Genomic DNA, 19,692 nt, shown 5'->3' with positions numbered 1-19,692 from the left:
GTTTCTGCGCCTTGACAACCCCCGGTCATATAGATGTTATGTTTTTAATTTTTGTTTATTGGAAGCACCAACTCTAAACCATTGGAGCATGCTTGTTTATATTTATTTGTAGCCATATCTGTTGCTAACTTAGACATAGCAATTGCTTGCAACTCAGAAAACGATTTTTGCTGGAAAACTTCATAGTTTTCGAACTCTGGGTGGCACATATAGCTTATTGAATTTATAAGCTCTTTGTTTGAACTATATATAGCTAGTTTTAACCCATTGCCCCACGAATTAGATTTTTCAGTGGCTTTGATCTCGTATTTTTTGCCTTCTACTTCGATAGACAAGTTACTCATGGCCTTCCTTGAACATAGACGCTGCCAACAACGGCAGACTTGTAGTTGTGATTTTTGTGCAACAATGGCGAAGCCATGCACAAAAAGCGCGGTTGCAAGGCTGTCCAAGCCCTGCAAGGGCTGATGTTGCTTGGCCTTGTTATGGTTTTTTCTTTTCGCGGGTAGACAAACCATTTGCTAATAAACATTCACGAGCCTCATACATTAAACGACTTGCTTCTTTAACATACTTGTCCGATGTTTTCGGACCATAACCTGATTCATAGCGACCAACCGAGATGGCGGTACCCATATTGTTTTTAGCTTCTTCGATTTTTTTATCGTATTCGCAGATCGCTTTTACTTCGGAAACTTGTTGAGGTGAAGCTAGTTCTCCAGATTCAAGTACGAACTCATATTCTTTCTTTGGTTTGAATGCAGAACAACTCGCTAGTGTTATAGATAATGTGACCAATAGTAGGTGTTTCATTTTACTCCTCAGTTTTAAATACCATAACGCCTGGGTAAATTGAAGCTACGCAGTAGGTTTCAATTTGACCCACTTGTTACGTTTATATTTTTGTCCAGCCCAACACTTTATTACTTTCAAAATTGGGTTGATATTTTTCTTTATACGGAACATAAAATTTGTCCCATTCTGATTTAGGCTTTTGAGCCCCAACCGTTATTCGCGAAGAATCTGGATTGCATTTAAAATGGTCTCCAACGTATTTTACGAATTCGTTGTGCCAATATTGCTCTGCCTTGATCTGTTCATCAGATAGCTCGAGTACCACAAATTTTCGATACCAACCTTGCTCGGACTCGTTATCGGATTCCTCGACAAAACAACAAATACCTAACTTTCCCTCAACTTCGACTATACCTTGGAGCGGCCCATCAAAAAACTCATTAAGCCAAAGCCATTTTAGTTTAGGCATTTGGAGTAAATCGATGCCACTGTAATCGATATTATCCTTGAACCCCTGATAATTGATGTCTATCTCCTTAAACGTAACGCCTGGCTCAGCCGCCGGCAAAAGTGGCGCGTAATTGCGCCAGCAATTTAAGTGACACTTTTGACGGTCGGTTGCAGCTACTTGTTAACTTCTTACAGCCCATTTAGCGCACTCTCTATCTCTGCGACAATGCCTGATAATGAGCGACCTTGTGGTTGATTTGCCAATTCAAATGCTACTTCCATTGGTGCAAAGAGAGCATTTGGGTTACTAAATGATGAAAACTCTCCAACAACGTAGTGACCATAATATCGCGAGCTTTTGGCTTCACATACACTCCAGCAGCCATCATGCTTCACTGCGAATAACTCTCCGATAAAGTAGCCAATACGAACAATAATCCAGTTCCTAGATTCTTCTGAAATATCTTGATCTGAGAGCCAATTACTTAGTGGCTCGAGAAAAGCCATTGGATTAATGAGAATTTCATGAGGATTTTGAAAACCGAGATTTTGTGAAAATTCATGAAGCACAGGCATTCTTTCATTTCTAAAAGCTTCAAATCTCTCTTTTTGTAATTCTATATCCATGAACATTCTCGATGTATCTTCGGAAGTTAACGTTGCCAACAGCAGCCGAGCGTAGCGAGGTCCAAGCCCGAAGGGCTGATGCTGCTTGGCCTGGTTAAATGCTTATTTCAGCACGATTTCTCGATTAAATTGATAACCTTCTCTTTACTTGACAGAGGCAGTTCTATACAAAAAGAATCGATAGTTCCACTTAGGTTATGATGAATACCATTAACTTCTAATAGTTTTGAAACTATTTTGGCGTAGTCTTTACCGTTTTTATCAGTAACGAACAGGCAACACTCCTCATTTTCAAGAGCAGCTGTAACTGCAATACCATTAACCAATGACCATTCTTCACGTGGACTGAGTATACCGCCAGAAACAGATTTGGTTAATTTTGCCATTTAGCTACCTTAGGCATTTAACGCCCAGCGCTGGCTGTCGCTGATTTTTGAACGAAGCCGCTTCGCGGCAGAAGACCTGATCAACTGTACTTCTTAGATCCTTCAATCCCGAAGGTGATGTAAGGAGTTTCAACATGAACATTCAAGATCAGACCCGTTTCAATTCTCTCTATCAACGCTATCTTAACGAACTTACCCTACAAGGCAAAAGCCCTAAAACCATTAACATGTATTCCCGCTGTTTACGTCAGGTCGGAGATTACTTTGATTGCTATCCTGATCAGCTGACCGCTGAACAGCTTAAAACCTATTTTCTGGATCTGGTTGACCGTCGCTCCTGGAGCATGGTGAAAGTCGCCCGCAATGCCATCCAGTTCTTCTACAAGCATGTGCTTGGTCGCCCCTGGCAATGGATCAACATCGTCAAACCACCCAAAGTCCAGCCCTTGCAAGATGTGCTCTCTCAGGATGAAGTCTGTCGGGTCATCAATCAAACTCACAAACTGAGTTACCAGGTGTTTTATCTCACTTCGTACAGCATGGGCTTACGTCTGGCGGAAACCCTTAATCTCAAGGTTGCGGACATCGACAGCCATCTGATGCGCGTCCATATCCGCTTCACCAAAGGCAACAAAGATCGCTTCGTACCACTGCCGCTGGCGACCCTCAAGGCCTTACGTCTCTATTGGAAAACCCACCGTCATCCCGAGCTGCTCTTTCCCGGCGGGAAACCGCCCTTCGTCCGAGAAGGCAAAGCCATGAGCATGGATCGCGGCGGCGTGCAAAAAGCCATAAAGCTAATCGCCAAAGAATGCGGTATCTCAAAGAACGTCCACGTGCATACCTTACGCCACAGCTTTGCAACGCACCTATTGGAGAACGGCGTCAACCTGCGCTCCATCCAGACCTTACTCGGCCACGCCAGCCCAATTACCACCGCACGCTACACCAAAATGACAGAGGAAGCCCAACAAAACAGCGCACTAATGATCAATGCACTCATTGATGGCTTTCACATCCACTGGAAGAATCATGATCAGGAGGAAAAGTGATTGGTCTGGCGCAGTTACTGCGCCAATACCAACCCGATCTAAGGAGTCAATGCCCGATGGAAGATCGCCATCATTGGGCATTACAGAACATTATAGACTGTCATTCCCCTGCCTGCGGTGCTGGGCACCCCGAGAGATGGTATTCCAATGTCAGGAGTGCCATCAGGATCAACACGTGTATCACTCGTGCGGTCACCGAAGTTGCCCTTCCTGCCAGCACCAAACCAATAATCTCTGGCTGGAACGGCAACGTCAAAAACTGTTACCAGTCGAGTATTACATGGTGACCTTTACCTTGCCGTCTCAGCTTCGCGGCTTCGTCTGGTACCATCAACGCTGGGCCTATCAAGCTCTGTTTGAACGTGCCGTTGACACCCTGATGAGCTTCGGCCACCGAGATAAACAACTACAAGGAGATCTGGGGCTCACTGGCGTACTTCACACCCACTCGCGTCGTTTAGAGTTCCACCCACACATTCACTTCATCGTGCCCAATGGTGGGCTCAGCAAAGATAAATACCGATGGCAACAGAAGCACGGTAAATAGCTGTTCAACGGCAAAGCTCTGGCCAAAGTCTTTCGGGCCAAGTTCATCGACACCATGAAACAACACGGTTACACCCTTCCGAACCACACACCCAAAGACTGGGTTGTTCAGTGCCAATCCGTCGGCAAAGGTGAAGCGGCCCTCACCTATCTCGCACGGTATTTATATCGAGGCGTGATCAGTGAGAAAAACATCCTCATGCATGAGAACGGCCAAATCACCTTCCGGTACAAAAACAGCACAAACCAACAATGGGAAACCATCACCGAACCTGCGGTTCCGTTCTTATGGCGGGTCTTGCAACACGTTCTGCCGAAAGGCTTCCGACGAACAAGAGATTATGGGTTCTTGCATGGCAATGCCCGGCGAACGCTCAAACGACTGCAACTCATTCTTAAAGTAGAACTGCCCGAAGCTACCGTACAAAGAAAGAACACCGAACGGCTGTGTCCCTGTTGCGGGCATCCGATGACGGTCATCCCGTTCGTCAAAGTAAGACAAACGCCCAGGCTTCGAACGATCAGCTAAAGGGAGCAAAAGCGCAGGATAAATACACCTAAACAGAGAAAAAACAGAATAAAAACCAAAGAAATAAAAAACCAGTCAAGGGACTGCAGCTTCATTCGCGCTGAAAAAAGTGACCTTCAGCCCGACACTCACAAACAAGAAAACCTCAAACCGATAATTACTTAAATAGGCTGCGGGCTCGTACAACAATCAGATTAAGTTGCGGCTGCGCGCAACCTATCTGTATTAGTTATGTGTTTTTGAAGAACGCGGAATTTGGATGAGGGACCTTTTTGGCCATTTCTTCCATATGCCGCTTTTTCTCGACTCTCATTTTCTTGCGCCTATCCCGACAAGACCGGCAACGGATAGCAGTTGTCTCAAAATAGCCCTTTGCTATCTCATACCACCATTTTTGCTGCTTTGCAGTCCATACCTCCGAACTTCCGCAATCCTTACATTGAAATTCTTTATCGATATAGAAAAGTGGAATATCCAAGTACATTGAATGATACACAATAGCTGACCTATCCACAGGGATAGCCCATTCAGGGATGGGATACTTGTATGGATCAACTGTTGTATCTCGCTTCCCTATTCTTGCTAAGCGCGATTTTTTAATCTCTGCCTTTTTTTGCTTGCCACTCTTCATCGTATTGACACATAACGCTTGCGTATGGGGATTTTATGAGCGTTTTGGCGGGAACCGCCAGCGAATAAAATTCCCACATGACGCACTTGTTATGTGTATTACTGTACACTCTCAATTTCTACTACGTCTTGATAAATATGCGATAAACTTTGGATCAATAACTCTACGTTGACATTCATTTTTTCAATCGTTGGCTTCAATAAGTCGAGCGTATCTCGGATAATTACTTCCTTAAGCTGATCGATTGTCATGATGTTGTCAAATTGTTTTAAAAGACTAGGATCTTCAATATTAACAATCATACTTAAACAATTCAGGTTTCGATTAGAGTACCCAGCTTCATGAGCAACTTTATTTCTCATTTTTCGTAAAGGCTTAACCACTTTATTTACATCTTTAATTGCTTGAACAGCATTTACTGAATATTGTTTGAGCTCTTTTAAAATCTGACTATTGCCATGCGTACTTTCAATCGTTTTCTTTTTCAATAAAATTGAAGTTCCCGCAACTTTATAACAACGATCGACAACGCTTGTTAAACGTAATAAAAAATTTTCTACATGAAAAGAATGATGAACCGAGAAATTGAACGCTGAATCATGAAACTCTGTTTTCTCTAAATATTCAATACTTAACGATAAGCTCTCGAATGCATTATCAATTTCATGAATCCTTGCACAAATATCATGAGCATATTTTTCTTTTATAGTGCCATCAAAAACCTGTTTTTTTGAAGAGTACGCTACAAGTCCTTTATGTAAGAATTTTATATAAAGTGGTTTTAGGGGAGTTAACCCTTTATTTTCAAAGTGCACCATAGATACCTTACACATAACGTCTCGTTAAGAGGCAATAAAATAGTTGGCTAAAATTAGCGACGAAGGAGCAAAAGCCAACTGTTTTTTGTCCTTTTAAACGACTTGTTAGCTGCCTAGTACTGTGAATATACATTTAAAATTAGACTCTCAATATGCGCTGAAACACGATGTTCACCTAGTTTTAAACTGTTCGGGTGGCCACAACCATTTCTAAAAGTAAGGGCTGTTTGAAGCTCCTGTTTTACACTTTTACCAATGATTGATGCTGATTCACAAACTTCTAAAAAATCGGCCTCCTTCATTCGCGTAAGATCATCCGTTGTATTTGCGGGCTTCCACTTAGGGTTTTTCTTTGCTGCAAAAGAATTAAAGGATTGCTTATGATGATTTAGTACATGATTATAAAGAACAGACACTGCCCCTACCCATGACAGTACAACTGCAGCTCTATAATAATGAGCTTCAAAACACTGAACAGCTTCCTCAACAAAAGATCTGGTTTCGATGTTCGTTATTTTTGACAAATTAGCTCTTAAAGTACTCGAAAGTACAGCTACAGGACCGCCAATAATACTTTTAATGTGAGCTTTACCTTTTTCTGTCAACTCCCATCCATTTGGACTTCTGACGACAAGACCCTTTTGCCTAGATAGGATTGAAGAGACATTTAGCTTTTTAATTCCTGAATAGCCACACTCAATACCAACTTTGGTTATGCTTTTTACTGGTTTTGGGGTCGAAACATCAACAGAAAGACAAAGTAAAACTTTGTCTTTCTGATTTATTTCGGGATCAGAAATATATTGCTTTACAGCATCATTATTAAGCAATTCTAGATTCCATATTAGATTTAGCTGATGCACTTAATGCGTATGTATCTTTCGCAGTTTCCATTAGCTTTTGGTCTTTTACTAATTGATTGAGGTATTTAGTCAAATTGTTTACATAGGTTTTCTTGTGGTACGCGGTTGCAGATTTCATTTCTGTAATTATTTGAGAACGGGTAAATGTTCCTTGGCCAAGTGATAGAGTTAAGCGACCAGCCGCAGCCATTATTAAATCAGTACCAGATTTGACTCCTAATGTTGCAGCCAAAGAACCTGTTGTTCCTTGGAAAGTTGCTCCATTTCCCTCGGGCTTTGACTCCACGACTCCTGTACTAGCTGTTTGTTCTTGAATTGGCTGGTTTTCGACTACACCACTTTCCCTATATAAATCAGAAACTGCTGACAATAATGCTGGAAGTTCTTCTTTTAAGAAGCCTTCACTGCCTTCGTATTCAATTTCAATTGGGCCCATTTTAATTTTTATTTTGCTTTCCATTCGTCTTCCTTGTTTAAAGTAATTTTATAATGCCAAACTTTAATTTTTAGATGGCAGCTAACGCCTACATTTTAGGTAGTTTTGTGGAGCGGCGAAGCCGCGTAGCAAAGCTATCCTAAACATGTTCTTGTTATAAGCTTGCCAATATTTCATTTTCAATTCTTTTGATAAACGGTTTTACCGATGGGTGATTTTCTACCCAATCTTTACCGAGGTAAATAGTAACTGATGTGCCTTTTAACAGTTTTGTTAGCTCATTACTTTTGCATGCCTGAAGAATGTCATGAGCCCTATACATAACGTCTTCACTTTCTTCAGCACACAGTTCGCCAGTTTCATTGCCCCATTCTTTTTGAATTGCAGAAATGAGCTTACCAGCTAGTTTTTCAATTGTGCTCATTATTCACTCGGGCTTATAACAGTTAATCTACGGAATTATTCCGTGTTTCAAATACGGAACAACTCCGTAATCTCTGACACCACTAAGGCGTCGTTTCATTAATAATTTATCAATTCCATCCTAAATCAATAAGTTAGTCAATCGACAAGATCTGATGAGGAAGTATTCCGCAATAAAGTACAGAATATTTCCGTATTCTCTATGTCTATGTAAGAGATCAAAATAACTGTATTTAACAGTATGGTTGTCTTATGTCATCACAATTTATGACTCAAGTCCACGACGCCATTCGGATGTTAAAACCACTCAAATTTATACTCATGTATTAAATCGCGGAGGTAATGCCGTTCAAAGTCCTATGGATGCATTGATGAATCAAGAGGCCATATTTTCTTCATTGGGTTAGAAACTAAAAAAAGCCGAGTGTCCTTTCGAACACTCGGCTTGTGTTAGCTGAGCTTTAGTTAACTAAAAATGGCACCTTAGTGACTCGTCCCACGCTCATACTGCGTCTTATTCCAGACGTTGTATTTGCCGGAAGGTTTGACCATAGGTAGGCGTTTTTCTTCTTCCAGGGTATTGGCATCGTAAACAATCACTTCGCCGTCCATGTCCCAGATACTGAGTAACACTTTCGAGCCGTCTTTGGTAAATTCTACATGAGCAGCGGTTTTACCCGGTGCAGGTCGAAGGGTTTTGACGATTTCCAGCGTCTTTTTGTCGATCACATGTACCGCTTCTTTATTGGGGCCAAAGAACACATCCACCCAGGCATAAGGCGATTGTTCATGACTGCGCATGAAAAAGCCCGGCCCTTCAGTTTTGATGTCTTTGATCACTTCCCAGGTGCTCATGTCGATGACAGAGACTTTGCCTTCTTTCAGGTTTGGCGTTGCCAGTACTTGTTTACCTTGATAATCCCAGGTGATACCGGAACCCAAGTGCGGCATTCCTGGTAATGGAATGGAAGACGTCACCTTGCCCAAATCCAAATCCACCACCTGACCACCGGCAGCGTCTCGCGATGCACCAATCAAAAGCTTGTAATCCGGATCAAAGAAAAAGTCATCCAGATAATCATTCACCACAATCGGGCGTACTTTCGGAGCACGTTCAGTAGCAGATTGGTTTTTATCCGTCGATGGATACGGAATTTCCCAAACTTCTTTTAAGTCTTTCAACGCTGCGATAAAGGTATTGCGTGGCGGCGCATTGTATACCGCACTGACCCGAGAGGTTTTTCCCTCGCTGTTTTTAACCGGATACACTTTCAATAAGTCCAGACTTTCAGCATCAAATAACACCAGGTTATTCGGTAGATAGTTGGCCACCATCACCGACTTACCGTCGGATGACACCGCTAAGTTGCGGGTATTAATGCCAGCCCGAACCTCGGCCACCACTTCTAAATTGTAGATGTCGTATTTGGTAATCCAGCCATCTCGTGATGCGAAATACACAAAGCGACCGTCCGGCGAATACTTAGGGCCCCCATGAAGCGCAAAACGGCTTTTAAACCGGTGAATTGGCTCGAAAGTGTCACCATTCAATAAAGTAACGTGATGATCGCCCAACTCAACCACCAAAAATAAGTTCATTAAGTCCGCTTCAAACTTCGGTTTAGCAGGCAAAGAACCGGGTTGGTGATTAATTATCTGGCTTGCCAATATGTCTGATTTCTCCCAGCGAGGAATGGCATCCGGTTTGGTATAGATGAACTCGGCCAGAGCGGTTCTTTGATCCTTCGACAACACCGTTTTAAAGGCAGGCATTTGAGTCGCTGCCCGGCCATTTTCAATCACGGTGATGGCTTTGTATTTACGCAAACGAGACAGGTTTTCCGGTAGCAAAGCCGGCCCCATACCCCCCAGTCGTTCTGCGCCATGGCAACTGCTGCAATGCTCTTTGTATAAGTCTTTGGTCTGCTTGGATACGACCTCCGTTCCAGCTACCGCATTGGCGGTTAAAGCGAATGAAAGGCCACACAACAATATTGAAAACAAAGGTTTACTCATAAACACCTACTTCTGTAGTCTGTGCAAAATCACTTACTATCCGGTTTGTCGCGCCTGATTTACCAAATTCTGCGCCAACAGCCGATTCTTCTCTGCCAGCGTCACAACTTCGCCGACGACCATCATGGTGGGTGGCTTCAGCCCTTCTTTTTGAATCGTGTTAGGTAACTCGGCAAGATTGGTCAGCACCACACGCTGTTTCGGGGTCGTCCCCCGCTCAATCAAAGCCACCGGCGTTTCTGCTGCTCGGCCTTGTGCCTGAAGGTTGTCTGAAATCAATTGAGCGTTCGCCAATCCCATATAGAAAACAACAGTACGATCCTCACACGCGAAGGCTTTCCAGTCCAAATCCAATGTTCCGTCTTTCATTCTGTGGCCAGTCACAAACGTCACGGACTGTGCAAAATCTCTGTGGGTCAGAGGGAAGCCCGCATACGCAGAACACCCCGAAGCTGCAGTAATGCCCGGCACAACAATGCTTTCAATCTGATGCGCCATCAAGAACTCAACTTCTTCGCCTCCGCGACCAAAAATGTAGGGATCACCACCTTTTAATCGAACTACCCGCTTACCTTTCAGCGCTTGTTGGACCAGGACTTCATTCGTTTCATCCTGAGTCATTACGTGCTCTTTGCAACTTTTCCCTGCATTGATTAGCTCTGCGCTTTCAGGGCGTAACGCCATAATTTCAGGGGATACCAAACGATCGCACACCACGACTTCAGCCTGCTGAATCAATAACAAAGCATTTAACGTTAATAACCCCGGATCACCGGGACCGGCACCGACCAGTGCCACTTGGCCTTTACGTAATTTGGGCGCTTTCTGAATCAAGGTCTCAGGCAAACCTCTCAGCGTAGTTTTTGTTTCTTCTTTGTTCTTTGCTAACTCGATGGTGTTCATCACAACCATGGTGTACTCCTCATCGGCTCTTTTGAGCTCTATTTCTTTGGCAATTCCACACACAAACACCACACACAAATACTCTGTGGCCTGCTGAATGCTTTGATGATTTTACGACCTAAGTCAGATTGACCGCTTTTATCGCTCTTTGCTGTTCGTGAAATTTCACTTCTGGGTGCTGATTCGGCAATTCAATTCGGTCGCCTTCATCCATCACCACACCAATTTCTTCGTTGGACAAATAACACGCCGGGTCTTCAGCCCAGGCATCGCCCGTCAACTGATAAGCCCGCACTCGGGTATTACCACCACAAACTGATAAGTATTTGCACTCGGCACAACGTCCTTTAACCGGTCTCGGACTTTGTCTGAAACCATCCATCAGTGGGTCATTAGGGTTTCGCCAAATTTCAGAAAATGACTTTTCACGCACATTACCTAAGGTGTAATCCCACCAGAAGGTATCCGGGTGGACATTCCCCAGGTTGTCAATATTAGAAATATTCACCCCGGAAGAGTTTCCGCCCCAGTTATCCAAACGCTGACGAAGCGCAGGCACTTCTTCAGGCACATGTTTTTCAGCCCACTGCAATAAATACGGGCCATCGGCGTCATTATTTCCAGTGACGTACTCTCGATGTATGCCTTGCTGCAGCTCACTCCAGCAACGGTCAAAAATCATATCCAAGGCATCGCGTGTCATTTGATGGAAAACATCACGTTTCCGGTTTCGATTGCCTCGACCTGCGTAGTTAAGATGAGAAAGATAAAATTTATCCAGATCGTATTCGTCCATCAGATCCAACATCATAGGCAGCTCATGAGAGTTGTCCTGAGTCAGCGTAAAGCGAATGCCCACCTTAATGCCTCGATCCTGGCAAAGCTTGATGCCCTTCATGGATTCATCAAACGCACCCTTCTTCTGACGAAATTCATCGTGTGTTTCACGAATGCCATCCAAACTGACACCCACATAGTCGTAACCAACCTCGGCAATTTGTTCGATGTTTTCTTCCGTAATCAAAGTGCCGTTACTGGATAAGCCAACGTAAAAGCCCATGGCTTTCGCACGCTTGGAAATATCAAAGATATCCGGGCGCAACAACGGCTCGCCACCTGAAAGAATCAACACCGGCACTTTAAATGCCTTCAGGTTATCCATAGTGTCGTAAACTTCTTGGGTCGACAGCTCGCCCTTAAAGTCGATATCCGCTGAAATGGAATAGCAGTGTTTACAAGTCAAATTACAACGGCGGATCAGATTCCAAATCACGACCGGCCCTGGTGGTTGTCTTGCCGGCCCCACAGGTTGAGGTTGATGAAGTGTTTTCATGTATTGTGTAATTCGAAACATCTTGCGTTCCTCAATCGAATTCAATCACGTGAGAAAAACCTAAAACGGACGGCTTTTCTGAATTATTTAGACCCGGACGCAATTCGCAAACCGGTCTTTTTTAATATTTTCGAGCTGTACAAAATCTCATTGCCACGACAGGCGTCACCGAGCATCTGTTTTACTTGCTCTGCCCTTTCTTCAACCTGGCTTCGTTCCGTTCCATGCACCATGGCAAACAAGTTGTAAGACCAATAGGGCAAATGACGGGGGCGTTGATAACAATGGCTTACATAAGGTAATTCACCGACCATTTTGCCCAATGCCTGAATATGTTCATCCGCAATGTCCCAAACCGTCATGCCGTTGGCACGAAAACCAATTTTGTAATGGTTTGGCACTACGGCAATACGCCGAATGACGCCCTGATCTTTCATATTTTCCAAACGAAAAATCACTTCATCTTCAGAAATGCCCAATTGTTCGCCAACGGTTTGATAAGGCCGGGCCGTCACGGGCAACCCTTCCTGAGTAGCAACCACCAAAGCCCGATCCAAAGGCGTTAAAAGGTATTCTTGCTGAGCACATTCGTCCCGAGCACATTCGTCCCGAGCACCTTCGTGTGGAACACCCTTAACAGAGTCGCTAGAGTTCAAAACGCAATCCGACATAAAACTCCTCCTGCTTTGGCATGTTAAACACGTGGTAACCTGTGATCTCTTCCATTTTCTTAATGGTTTCTTCAACACCTTCCGGTGTTTCTGTGGCCAGTACAAACCACATATTCAGTTCATGCTCACGTTGATAGTTATGGGCCACTTCAGGAAATGCATTGACTTGTTCTGTCACCCGTTCGTAATCTTCAGGAGTCACTTTCATCGCCGCCAATGTTAAACCACCGCCCATTCGCTCAGCCTGAAACATGGGGCCGAACCGACTCAGATAACCTTCGTCTAAAAGCGTTTGAACCCGGTCCATCACCTGTTGTTCAGTGACCTCAACACCCGGCTCAAACCCCGCTTGATTCAATTCTTCAGCCACTTTTAAAAATGGACGAGCTTCCAACGGAAAACCATCTTGCAAATGATTGATTAATTGTCGATCCAATCTATCCATAAAAGTTATCCATACGCGACCTGTGCGTTATTTTTAACCATTGATAAATTCTGTTGACCTTCAATCATATTGTTGCCGGGTCTGAGCGAAGATCGTTTCGAATAATGTCCACCACATTGCTTAAACAAGCGGTAACTGAAGAGTACCTCTCTTGGGAAGGCGTCTAATTGATTCTCCGCAACTAAATCGGCCAATTGTTCTAAAACAAGCGCCCTGTTCTTGCCATGGATCATACTAAAGAGGTTGTAACGCCACTCAGGCAAGCGTCGAGGCCTTTGATAGCACAAGGTAACAACATCGCACTGGCTGAGAATTTCACCCACACGATCAATTTGATCCTGAGGAACATCCCAAACCACCATCGCATTTGCCCGATAGCCCAACGAATGATGCTTTACCACCAACCCCATTCGTTTAATCAAACCGGTATCAGACCAGAGCTGAATGGTGTTCATGACCTGATCTTCTTGAACACCCAAAGCAATCGCGAGGGTTTTGTAAGGCTGAGCAGTTAGAGGTAAACCATCCTGAATGGCCTGCCTTAACCGTTGCTGATTCAGTTCATCCAATACACTTGAATCTCTGAATAAAACACCGGAATCTTCAGATAAGGTTCTGTTTTTCAACGCTGTTTGCTTAAAACGTACTGCTGTAGTTCGAACGTTCATGTTCACCTCAAAACCTGGCTCAGTTATCCCAGTTAATTTTGAAACCCAAATCAATGTAGTAACTTTTCACCATAGGTAACGACATCACCGGATACCCACTTTCCTGTTCAATTTCAGAAATGGTGATGTCCAGCTGGGCATGATCCGGTGCTGTTACCACAAACCATAGATTAAATTCATGTTCCCGGGCGTAGTTGTGATTCACTCCATCAAACGCATTCACCACTTCGGCAATGGCTTGCATCTGATCTTCCGGTACGGCCATCGCAGCCAAGACCGAAGCGCCTGCTTTTTTATGGTTAAACACAGGGCCAACCCGAGACAGTACGCCGGCCTTGCTCAAGCGATCCAGCGATTCAATCACTTCTTTTTCCGTAACATTCAGCCGTTTTGCCATGTCCAGATAGGGCCGGGACGTTACCGGCAACCCTTTTTGGTATTCATTGATAAGCTGCTGGTCAAGACTGCTCATAGTCATAGTCATAGTCACATTCGTATTCATGTTTCTCCGCCTTCCCGCTACAAACCAATGACGTGCGCGCGATTGGTAAAGAAAATGCCGCTGGGACTATCAGCGGGCAAACATTTCTGTTGTTCAAACGTGGACGTGTCGTAGATACAGACTTTGTTTTCATCCCGAACAGATGCCCAAACCTTCTCGCCTCTCGGATTAAATTCCATATGAAGCACGGCTTTGCCTGGTTGTTTCTCGTGGATCACCTGCAAAGTTTCTGTATCAATCACCTGTAAGGTATTGTTTTTAGGGAACGCAAAATTCACCCAGACATGACGGCCATCCGGACGCGCCATCACAAAAATGGGCTGACCATAGACCGGGATTGAACCCACCTGCTTCCAGGTATTCATATCCACAACTAGAACTTCATGGCGGCCTACCGCCGGCACGAATGCCCGATTACCTGCGACCGCCCAACCTTCAAGATGTGGCATTTTATATACAGGGAGTCTCTGCTCACCTTTGCCATAATCTGGCAAAATTCTTTTAACACCTTTATCCAAATACCATAAGTCCAACAGCGCCATGCCGTCCTCACCATACAGACCGGCAATATAGTAACGACCATTCGGGCTAATCAAAGCGTCGTATGGCTTAGAGCCTACGTCATAAAACTTGGTGACTTTCGGTTGGCCACTGGCCAAATCCACCACCCAGATTTCTGCTGAATCAAATAAACTGAATACAAATTTCTGACCCGGTGCGTCCACGAGCCCAACCGTTTTTGAAGTTTGGCCATCTCGCCCAAGGGCCGGTAAATCAACCACCAACTCAAGCGTTTCGCTATTAAAAATCTTGACACCACCGGGCTTGTAATTGGATACCGCCACATAGCGGCCGTCCTGTGAAATGGCACCACCGATGCTGTTCCCCGACTGTATGACTCGGTTCGAGATTTCCTGCTTCAACAGATCCACTTTGGTTAAACCGCCATCCCGCCCGAAAACGTAGGCATAACGTTCGTCTCGGGAATAAACAATGGAGGCATGAGACAAATCTCCCAGTTGATCAATCTTAGCCAGGGTGGTTTCGGTTGTGGTATTCACGATTTGAACTGTGCCCGTCGCCCGTTCGATGATGACGCCAAGATCCCCCGTGGGCATTGGTTCGCTCATCTGAGAGTTAACGTTCTGATCTTGCAACGTATTGGTTGAGCAACCCGATAAACCAAAAGCAAACACACTTGAAATCAACAAAGTGCCGAAAGCATTTAACCTATTGAAAGTACGATGATTACTGCTTGTTTCTTTGCGCCATGTTTGTTTACACCATGATGTCATTGGCCTACCTCATCTTGAGCTTTGGTTTGAACGTGCAACTGGGGCTGGTTCAAGGCATCGGAACCTTGCGTAAGTTGATCTACCATCCAGATCACTTCATCTTTTGTTAGGATTCCCTGCCAGGGCGGCATGGCCAATGCTTCTCGGCCATAAAGAATGGTATCGATCAAAAATTGTTTGGGCTTATCAGCAAGCGCTTGTTGAGTTAACGCAGGTCCCAGCCCTCCTTTCAATGTCATGCCATGGCAAGAGCCGCAATCCTGTTTCACTAAATGAATGAGTTCTTGCTGACGCTCAGCTACAGGCGTTTGAGAGTGCGCCATCAAAGAAATCGAAAGACACCCGATCACGAATAAACTGCGGGAAATACCCACTTTTCTCATAAGACACCTCAACACACTTTTCACTGCAAACCCATGCAGAACGACCAAGATTGCAAAACAAACATTGATGAAAAGTATAAAGCGCCTGAAAGCCACATTTAATCGACATCTGAGCCTAAGATGACTCACATCAACCAAACAAACAAAATAGTCTCAAAAATCGATACAAAGCCCGAAAACACAGGGCTGCAGGAAATAACCTTACAAAAACACTAAGAATTAAAATACTGATCTGAGGCAATACTGAGTGGCGGGAAATAATTTAGAGAAGCAGCAACCCAGCCATGAAAGTTCAGCCGAGGAGAAACATAGCAAAGAATTAAAAGTGACCAAACTTCAAATAAGTAAGTACTCGCTTAATAACACGAGGATTCATCATCATAAATGTATGCGTCACCGGTAAACAAAGATGATCTTTCATGCCTTCTAACTTAGTGCTCTCAACCGACACCTTGCCATCGTTCGGAAACGGCAGCAGCCTTGAAAGCATTAAATTGACACTGCGGGTTCCGGCAATGACACCCACATCAAAATTTGCAGGCCCAAGCTTATTAAGTAGCGAGAGCTTGTCGGTACCCAACTGCAATCCGGCCGGGCCATTGAACCATTTAAAACCAGGAACATTTCGCAACGCATCCACCACTTCACTGCCCTGGTTAGGCGGCCCTAACATCACCACGCGCCCTAACATTGGAATTGCAAATTGGCTCAGATATTGGCGAACCAGAATGCCGCCCATGGAGTGGGTCACAAAATGCACTTGATTACCGTCCGGAATGCTTTTTAATGCAGAATTGATGGCATCTTCAGCCAACGTCGAAATGGAAGATTTTCGAGAAGGGTAACCGAAATTCACTGTGTGATATCCGGCGTCTGTCAGCGCTTTCTCCATGATTAAAAACGAAGTCTTCCGGCGCGCCAAACCATGCAGCAATATCACGGATTCATTCTTGTTGTTCATATCCATGCTCTTTACACAATAGGCAGCTTATTTGAAACGAACAAGACGGTTTCATCCTACAAACCAGTCTCATGACACATACAAATTAATCCCATGAAACTCGCATACATTGTTTAAGATTGTCGAACGCTTCCTGGCCGATTTTCTTCGCAATTCTGGATTCAATTTTCGTCATTTCTTCGGCGGCAACTTGCCGCAATTGATGACCTTGCTTGGTAATGCTCACCACTTTGGCGCTTTTATTTTCAGGGCAAGGCGTCAACTCCAGCAGCCCCATTTCAACCAAACCGGCGACGGTTTTTTGAGCCGCTTGACGACTGACTTGCAGTAGTTTCGCTAAATCAGAAATGTTTCTGGATTGCCCCTTCAACCGACCAAACACACGAGCCTGTGCGGGCGTTAAAGAGGAATAACCCGCAGCGCGAACGCCGTCGAGCAGCTGAGCCTCGTACCACTCATACCGTTCCAGAAGGTAACTTTTTAAATTATCTTGAATGTCGATGGTTTCCATGACTGTCAATGCTAGTTGACAGAGATGTAAGTATCAATCTAATATGCGTCAACCTAATTGACACTATATTAAATTCAACACAGCTTTGAGAGCATCGTTATGCGGAAAAAAATAGAAAAGTACTACTTCCCGTTTTTCATGGCACTTTTCATGTCTGGTTTGATGTCGTTTATTTTGATGCTGATTCACAAAGGCATACCGGATAACCCGGTTATGGTTTGGCTGCATTCTTGGTCCATAGCATTTGCTTGCGCTTTCCCAAGCGTGGTTTTAGTGTCACCTTTGGTTCATAAGATATGCGCTGCGTTGATTAAAAAACCTTAAAGAATGGCAGCCTCTGCGCCAAGGCGCGCGCCAGATTAAGAATCCCCAATAACACAAAAGAAGTATGGATGACGGTGAAATAAAGAACGATCATCATCCATGCATTCGGGGTGTTCCCCTGCAATAACAACAATAAACAGCTGCCACCAAATACCGAACCACCACCGAATACAGACAACCAGAAAGCCGCCCGGATATGGGCGATGTCCCGATCGTCCTGCGGAATGTTTTTCTCTAATCTTTGTCGCTCTTGGGCACTCTCAGCTGCATCAAATGAGGCATCCAGTGCATCCCGGATCTGCCCCTGAAAAGGCAGGACGTGTTTGAAATAAAGAACCGTTAGCACAATGAAAGAGATGCCCGGTAAGGCCAATAAATTTGCCAAATACCAACTTTGAGCGTGAACAGATTTAGTCATGATCTCACCAGGTTCTCTTCTTTCCCTAAGTGCAGCGAGGGTTTGATTTCAAATACTAATGGCATTCAACATAATTTCTATTGATTCGCATCAGTATATGAAACGGTAGTTCGCTTGAAAAACCTGTTGGGCCACTTTACTGTTCAGTAAAATGGCCCCAATCAATATACATCCATCGTTTAAATGGATAGCTGGGTTACGCCTTAATGATTAATTTCCTGCTCCATTTGTTCGAACTCTTGCAGCATCTCAGGACTAGGCTCTTTGCTGACAAGCGTTGTGATGATGATGGCAATCGTACTGAACACAACGCCCGGAACAATTTCATATAAATCAAAAATCCCACCGCTTACTTGTTTCCATGCAACAACAGTAATACCCCCAACTAAAATACCAGCCAATGCCCCGTTGCGGTTCATTCGTTTCCAGTAAAGAGCTAATAATAATGCCGGACCAAAGGCCGCACCAAACCCTGCCCATGCATAAGACACAAGGCCAAGCACCGTATTATCTGGGGTTAATGCTAATGCCAGCGCAATAAGTGATATGAATACGACGGCAAAACGACCGACCAACACAACCTGCTTTGGCGTGGCTTTTTTATTAACTATCGCTTTGTAGAAATCTTCTGCTAGTGCAGAGGACGACACGAGTAACTGGGAGTCTGCGGTACTCATTACTGCAGCCAGAATAGCAGCGAGAAGAATACCTGCAATCACAGGGTGGAACAGTGCATTAACCAGTAACATAAAGATCTTTTCAGAATCATCAATGTTGCCACCCATTGCGCTGTTTACGTAAAGCAAACCTGCGAAACCGACAAACAATGCGCCTATTTGACTCAAACCGGACCAGATAACTGCAATACGACGTGCCGTAGGGATGTCTTTATTCGAACGAATGGCCGCAAAACGCGCCAAAATATGAGGTTGTCCAAAGTAGCCCAGACCCCATGCGACTAATGACACGATAGAAATAACAGACAGGGCTTCCCCCTTGTTATCGGTGAACATATTGAGAAGGTGAGGATTGCTGGCCTCCATACCATCAAACACAGCACTGAAACCGCCATCGTTTTGCATTGCCACGATAGGTACAATAAGTAACGCCGCCGCCATTAATAAGCCTTGAACCAAATCAGTCCAGGAAACCGCTAAGAAGCCTCCGAACAGGGTGTAAGAGATCACACACAGCGTGCCTATGATGACCGCCCAAGAATAATCCAGCCCGAACACCGTTTCGAACAGCTTGCCTCCTGCAACCAGACCTGAACTGGTGTAAAAGAGGAAAAACAGCAGAATAAAAAATGCAGAAATAAGCTGCAGTAACTTGCTATTATCCCGAAAACGATTGGCGAAAAACTCTGGCAATGTCAGCGAGTCATTAGATATGACGGTATAAACTCGTAATCGTTTGGCCAACACTAACCAGTTCAACCAAAACCCTGCCAATAGCCCACCAGCAAGCCAGAAAGCTTCGAACCCCGAAGCCAATGCGTAACCCGGTAAGCCCAACAGTAGCCAGCCACTCATATCAGAGGCGCCAGCACTTAATGCGGCAGGCCAAGGACCAAGTGAACGCCCGCCCAGAAAATAATCAGATGAATTGACGGTTCTTCGGAAGGCAATATAGCCAATTCCCATCATCATCACGAGATACAGAATAAAGGTCGCCGTAACGACCATCGAATTTTCTACCATATGAAG

The 19,692-nt window shown here is 44.5% G+C and carries 25 protein-coding genes and 1 pseudogene; 3 read left to right on the top strand and 23 right to left on the bottom strand.

Translation table 11 applies throughout. The features are described 5' to 3' along the window. Positions 1-44: 44 nt before the first annotated feature. From ABD744_RS04100 to ABD744_RS04080, 5 genes are all read right to left on the bottom strand, one after another. Positions 45-344: a hypothetical protein gene (locus ABD744_RS04100; RefSeq protein WP_344795723.1), complete on the bottom strand. Its 300-nt coding sequence runs from the start codon at positions 342-344 to the stop codon at positions 45-47. Positions 345-483: 139 nt separating this feature from the next. After that, positions 484-813 carry a hypothetical protein gene (locus tag ABD744_RS04095; protein ID WP_344795721.1) on the bottom strand — a complete coding sequence of 110 codons (330 nt, stop codon included), beginning with the start codon at positions 811-813 and terminating at the stop codon, positions 484-486. A gap of 82 nt (positions 814-895) precedes the next feature. Next, positions 896-1,363, bottom strand: a complete 468-nt coding sequence (locus ABD744_RS04090) for a hypothetical protein (protein WP_344795719.1) — start codon at positions 1,361-1,363, stop codon at positions 896-898. Between the two features lie 71 nt (positions 1,364-1,434). After that, positions 1,435-1,872, bottom strand: coding sequence for a hypothetical protein (locus ABD744_RS04085; RefSeq protein ID WP_344795717.1), 438 nt, complete (start codon positions 1,870-1,872; stop codon positions 1,435-1,437). 107 nt (positions 1,873-1,979) lie between these two features. After that, the gene (locus tag ABD744_RS04080; protein WP_344795715.1) at positions 1,980-2,258 is read right to left on the bottom strand and encodes a hypothetical protein; all 279 of its coding nucleotides are present in this window, start codon (positions 2,256-2,258) and stop codon (positions 1,980-1,982) included. Positions 2,259-2,392: 134 nt separating this feature from the next. On the opposite strand from ABD744_RS04080, the gene ABD744_RS04075 reads away from it, so the two are divergent. Both ABD744_RS04075 and ABD744_RS04070 read left to right on the top strand, forming a co-directional pair. Beyond that, positions 2,393-3,310, top strand: coding sequence for a tyrosine-type recombinase/integrase (locus ABD744_RS04075; protein WP_344795713.1), 918 nt, complete (start codon positions 2,393-2,395; stop codon positions 3,308-3,310). Further along, positions 3,307-4,385: pseudogene (locus ABD744_RS04070) on the top strand (IS91 family transposase). The gene ABD744_RS04075 and the pseudogene ABD744_RS04070 overlap by 4 nt, the downstream one beginning before the upstream one ends. Positions 4,386-4,614: 229 nt before the next feature. On the opposite strand, the gene ABD744_RS04065 reads toward ABD744_RS04070, so the two are convergent. The 16 genes from ABD744_RS04065 to ABD744_RS03990 all read right to left on the bottom strand — a co-directional run bounded on the left by ABD744_RS04065 (position 4,615) and on the right by ABD744_RS03990 (position 17,244). Continuing rightward, positions 4,615-5,016 (bottom strand): zinc-ribbon domain-containing protein, encoded by a 402-nt coding sequence (locus tag ABD744_RS04065; protein WP_344795711.1) that lies wholly within the window; start codon positions 5,014-5,016, stop codon positions 4,615-4,617. A 98-nt stretch (positions 5,017-5,114) separates the two neighbouring features. Then, a complete protein-coding gene (locus ABD744_RS04060; protein WP_344795709.1) occupies positions 5,115-5,849 on the bottom strand; it encodes a Cthe_2314 family HEPN domain-containing protein in 735 nt (244 codons plus the stop codon). Between the two features lie 98 nt (positions 5,850-5,947). Continuing rightward, positions 5,948-6,664 (bottom strand): helix-turn-helix domain-containing protein, encoded by a 717-nt coding sequence (locus ABD744_RS04055; RefSeq protein ID WP_344795707.1) that lies wholly within the window; start codon positions 6,662-6,664, stop codon positions 5,948-5,950. Then, complete coding sequence (locus ABD744_RS04050) at positions 6,657-7,157, bottom strand: hypothetical protein (protein WP_344795705.1); 501 nt, start codon at positions 7,155-7,157, stop codon at positions 6,657-6,659. Before ABD744_RS04050 ends, ABD744_RS04055 begins: the two co-directional genes overlap by 8 nt. 130 nt (positions 7,158-7,287) lie before the next feature. After that, positions 7,288-7,557, bottom strand: a complete 270-nt coding sequence (locus tag ABD744_RS04045; protein WP_344795703.1) for a hypothetical protein — start codon at positions 7,555-7,557, stop codon at positions 7,288-7,290. 482 nt (positions 7,558-8,039) lie between these two features. Next, positions 8,040-9,572: a cytochrome D1 domain-containing protein gene (locus tag ABD744_RS04040; RefSeq protein WP_344795701.1), complete on the bottom strand. Its 1,533-nt coding sequence runs from the start codon at positions 9,570-9,572 to the stop codon at positions 8,040-8,042. 36 nt (positions 9,573-9,608) lie between these two features. Then, entirely contained in the window at positions 9,609-10,484 is an 876-nt protein-coding gene (cobA, locus tag ABD744_RS04035) for a uroporphyrinogen-III C-methyltransferase (protein WP_344795698.1), read from the bottom strand. A gap of 109 nt (positions 10,485-10,593) precedes the next feature. Then, positions 10,594-11,829 carry a heme d1 biosynthesis radical SAM protein NirJ gene (gene nirJ / locus ABD744_RS04030; RefSeq protein WP_344795696.1) on the bottom strand — a complete coding sequence of 412 codons (1,236 nt, stop codon included), beginning with the start codon at positions 11,827-11,829 and terminating at the stop codon, positions 10,594-10,596. A 62-nt stretch (positions 11,830-11,891) separates the two neighbouring features. Next, positions 11,892-12,479, bottom strand: a complete 588-nt coding sequence (gene ahbB, locus ABD744_RS04025) for a siroheme decarboxylase subunit beta (protein ID WP_344795694.1) — start codon at positions 12,477-12,479, stop codon at positions 11,892-11,894. Further along, complete coding sequence (locus ABD744_RS04020; protein ID WP_344795693.1) at positions 12,454-12,924, bottom strand: Lrp/AsnC family transcriptional regulator; 471 nt, start codon at positions 12,922-12,924, stop codon at positions 12,454-12,456. The genes ahbB (ABD744_RS04025) and ABD744_RS04020 overlap by 26 nt, the downstream gene beginning before the upstream one ends. Positions 12,925-12,929: 5 nt before the next feature. Beyond that, complete coding sequence (ahbB, locus tag ABD744_RS04015) at positions 12,930-13,592, bottom strand: siroheme decarboxylase subunit beta (protein WP_344795692.1); 663 nt, start codon at positions 13,590-13,592, stop codon at positions 12,930-12,932. A 19-nt stretch (positions 13,593-13,611) separates the two neighbouring features. Beyond that, the gene (locus ABD744_RS04010) at positions 13,612-14,094 is read right to left on the bottom strand and encodes an Lrp/AsnC family transcriptional regulator (RefSeq protein ID WP_344795690.1); all 483 of its coding nucleotides are present in this window, start codon (positions 14,092-14,094) and stop codon (positions 13,612-13,614) included. 17 nt (positions 14,095-14,111) lie between these two features. Next, on the bottom strand, positions 14,112-15,389 hold the full coding sequence (locus ABD744_RS04005; RefSeq protein ID WP_344795688.1) for a cytochrome D1 domain-containing protein: 1,278 nt from the start codon (positions 15,387-15,389) through the stop codon (positions 14,112-14,114). Next, entirely contained in the window at positions 15,386-15,772 is a 387-nt protein-coding gene (locus ABD744_RS04000; RefSeq protein WP_344795686.1) for a c-type cytochrome, read from the bottom strand. The genes ABD744_RS04005 and ABD744_RS04000 overlap by 4 nt, the downstream gene beginning before the upstream one ends. 319 nt (positions 15,773-16,091) lie before the next feature. Then, entirely contained in the window at positions 16,092-16,733 is a 642-nt protein-coding gene (locus ABD744_RS03995; RefSeq protein WP_344795684.1) for an esterase/lipase family protein, read from the bottom strand. A gap of 85 nt (positions 16,734-16,818) precedes the next feature. Continuing rightward, the gene (locus ABD744_RS03990; protein WP_344795682.1) at positions 16,819-17,244 is read right to left on the bottom strand and encodes a MarR family winged helix-turn-helix transcriptional regulator; all 426 of its coding nucleotides are present in this window, start codon (positions 17,242-17,244) and stop codon (positions 16,819-16,821) included. Positions 17,245-17,343: 99 nt separating this feature from the next. Between ABD744_RS03990 and ABD744_RS03985 the strand changes: the two genes are divergently transcribed. Further along, positions 17,344-17,568, top strand: a complete 225-nt coding sequence (locus tag ABD744_RS03985; protein WP_344795680.1) for a DUF2798 domain-containing protein — start codon at positions 17,344-17,346, stop codon at positions 17,566-17,568. On the opposite strand, the gene ABD744_RS03980 is transcribed toward ABD744_RS03985, so the two are convergent. Beyond that, positions 17,555-17,986, bottom strand: coding sequence for a hypothetical protein (locus ABD744_RS03980; RefSeq protein WP_344795678.1), 432 nt, complete (start codon positions 17,984-17,986; stop codon positions 17,555-17,557). The genes ABD744_RS03985 and ABD744_RS03980 overlap by 14 nt on opposite strands. A gap of 203 nt (positions 17,987-18,189) precedes the next feature. Continuing rightward, entirely contained in the window at positions 18,190-19,686 is a 1,497-nt protein-coding gene (gene putP, locus ABD744_RS03975) for a sodium/proline symporter PutP (protein ID WP_344795676.1), read from the bottom strand. Positions 19,687-19,692: the final 6 nt, after the last annotated feature.

Origin of the sequence: Litoribacillus peritrichatus (assembly GCF_039537985.1) — a bacterium.
Classification (GTDB): domain Bacteria; phylum Pseudomonadota; class Gammaproteobacteria; order Pseudomonadales; family Litoribrevibacteraceae; genus Litoribacillus; species Litoribacillus peritrichatus.
This window is presented reverse-complemented; position numbering and strand designations above follow the sequence as displayed.

What these genes read in the sequence shown, in the direction of transcription:
- ABD744_RS04040 (WP_344795701.1), bottom strand. Translation starts at nt 9,572, where the DNA reads ATGAGTAAACCTTTGTTTTCAATATTGTTGTGTGGCCTTTCATTCGCT.
- ABD744_RS03990 (WP_344795682.1), bottom strand. Translation starts at nt 17,244, where the DNA reads ATGGAAACCATCGACATTCAAGATAATTTAAAAAGTTACCTTCTGGAA.
- nirJ (WP_344795696.1), bottom strand. Translation starts at nt 11,829, where the DNA reads ATGTTTCGAATTACACAATACATGAAAACACTTCATCAACCTCAACCT.
- ABD744_RS03995 (WP_344795684.1), bottom strand. Translation starts at nt 16,733, where the DNA reads ATGAACAACAAGAATGAATCCGTGATATTGCTGCATGGTTTGGCGCGC.
- ABD744_RS04010 (WP_344795690.1), bottom strand. Translation starts at nt 14,094, where the DNA reads ATGAATACGAATGTGACTATGACTATGACTATGAGCAGTCTTGACCAG.
- ABD744_RS04080 (WP_344795715.1), bottom strand. Translation starts at nt 2,258, where the DNA reads ATGGCAAAATTAACCAAATCTGTTTCTGGCGGTATACTCAGTCCACGT.
- ABD744_RS04095 (WP_344795721.1), bottom strand. Translation starts at nt 813, where the DNA reads ATGAAACACCTACTATTGGTCACATTATCTATAACACTAGCGAGTTGT.
- ahbB (WP_344795692.1), bottom strand. Translation starts at nt 13,592, where the DNA reads ATGAACGTTCGAACTACAGCAGTACGTTTTAAGCAAACAGCGTTGAAA.
- cobA (WP_344795698.1), bottom strand. Translation starts at nt 10,484, where the DNA reads ATGGTTGTGATGAACACCATCGAGTTAGCAAAGAACAAAGAAGAAACA.
- ABD744_RS03985 (WP_344795680.1), top strand. Translation starts at nt 17,344, where the DNA reads ATGCGGAAAAAAATAGAAAAGTACTACTTCCCGTTTTTCATGGCACTT.
- ABD744_RS04005 (WP_344795688.1), bottom strand. Translation starts at nt 15,389, where the DNA reads ATGACATCATGGTGTAAACAAACATGGCGCAAAGAAACAAGCAGTAAT.
- ABD744_RS04100 (WP_344795723.1), bottom strand. Translation starts at nt 344, where the DNA reads ATGAGTAACTTGTCTATCGAAGTAGAAGGCAAAAAATACGAGATCAAA.
- ABD744_RS04065 (WP_344795711.1), bottom strand. Translation starts at nt 5,016, where the DNA reads ATGAAGAGTGGCAAGCAAAAAAAGGCAGAGATTAAAAAATCGCGCTTA.
- ABD744_RS04075 (WP_344795713.1), top strand. Translation starts at nt 2,393, where the DNA reads ATGAACATTCAAGATCAGACCCGTTTCAATTCTCTCTATCAACGCTAT.
- ahbB (WP_344795694.1), bottom strand. Translation starts at nt 12,479, where the DNA reads ATGTCGGATTGCGTTTTGAACTCTAGCGACTCTGTTAAGGGTGTTCCA.
- ABD744_RS04020 (WP_344795693.1), bottom strand. Translation starts at nt 12,924, where the DNA reads ATGGATAGATTGGATCGACAATTAATCAATCATTTGCAAGATGGTTTT.
- ABD744_RS04000 (WP_344795686.1), bottom strand. Translation starts at nt 15,772, where the DNA reads ATGAGAAAAGTGGGTATTTCCCGCAGTTTATTCGTGATCGGGTGTCTT.
- putP (WP_344795676.1), bottom strand. Translation starts at nt 19,686, where the DNA reads ATGGTAGAAAATTCGATGGTCGTTACGGCGACCTTTATTCTGTATCTC.
- ABD744_RS04050 (WP_344795705.1), bottom strand. Translation starts at nt 7,157, where the DNA reads ATGGAAAGCAAAATAAAAATTAAAATGGGCCCAATTGAAATTGAATAC.
- ABD744_RS04045 (WP_344795703.1), bottom strand. Translation starts at nt 7,557, where the DNA reads ATGAGCACAATTGAAAAACTAGCTGGTAAGCTCATTTCTGCAATTCAA.
- ABD744_RS04060 (WP_344795709.1), bottom strand. Translation starts at nt 5,849, where the DNA reads ATGTGTAAGGTATCTATGGTGCACTTTGAAAATAAAGGGTTAACTCCC.
- ABD744_RS04085 (WP_344795717.1), bottom strand. Translation starts at nt 1,872, where the DNA reads ATGGATATAGAATTACAAAAAGAGAGATTTGAAGCTTTTAGAAATGAA.
- ABD744_RS03980 (WP_344795678.1), bottom strand. Translation starts at nt 17,986, where the DNA reads ATGACTAAATCTGTTCACGCTCAAAGTTGGTATTTGGCAAATTTATTG.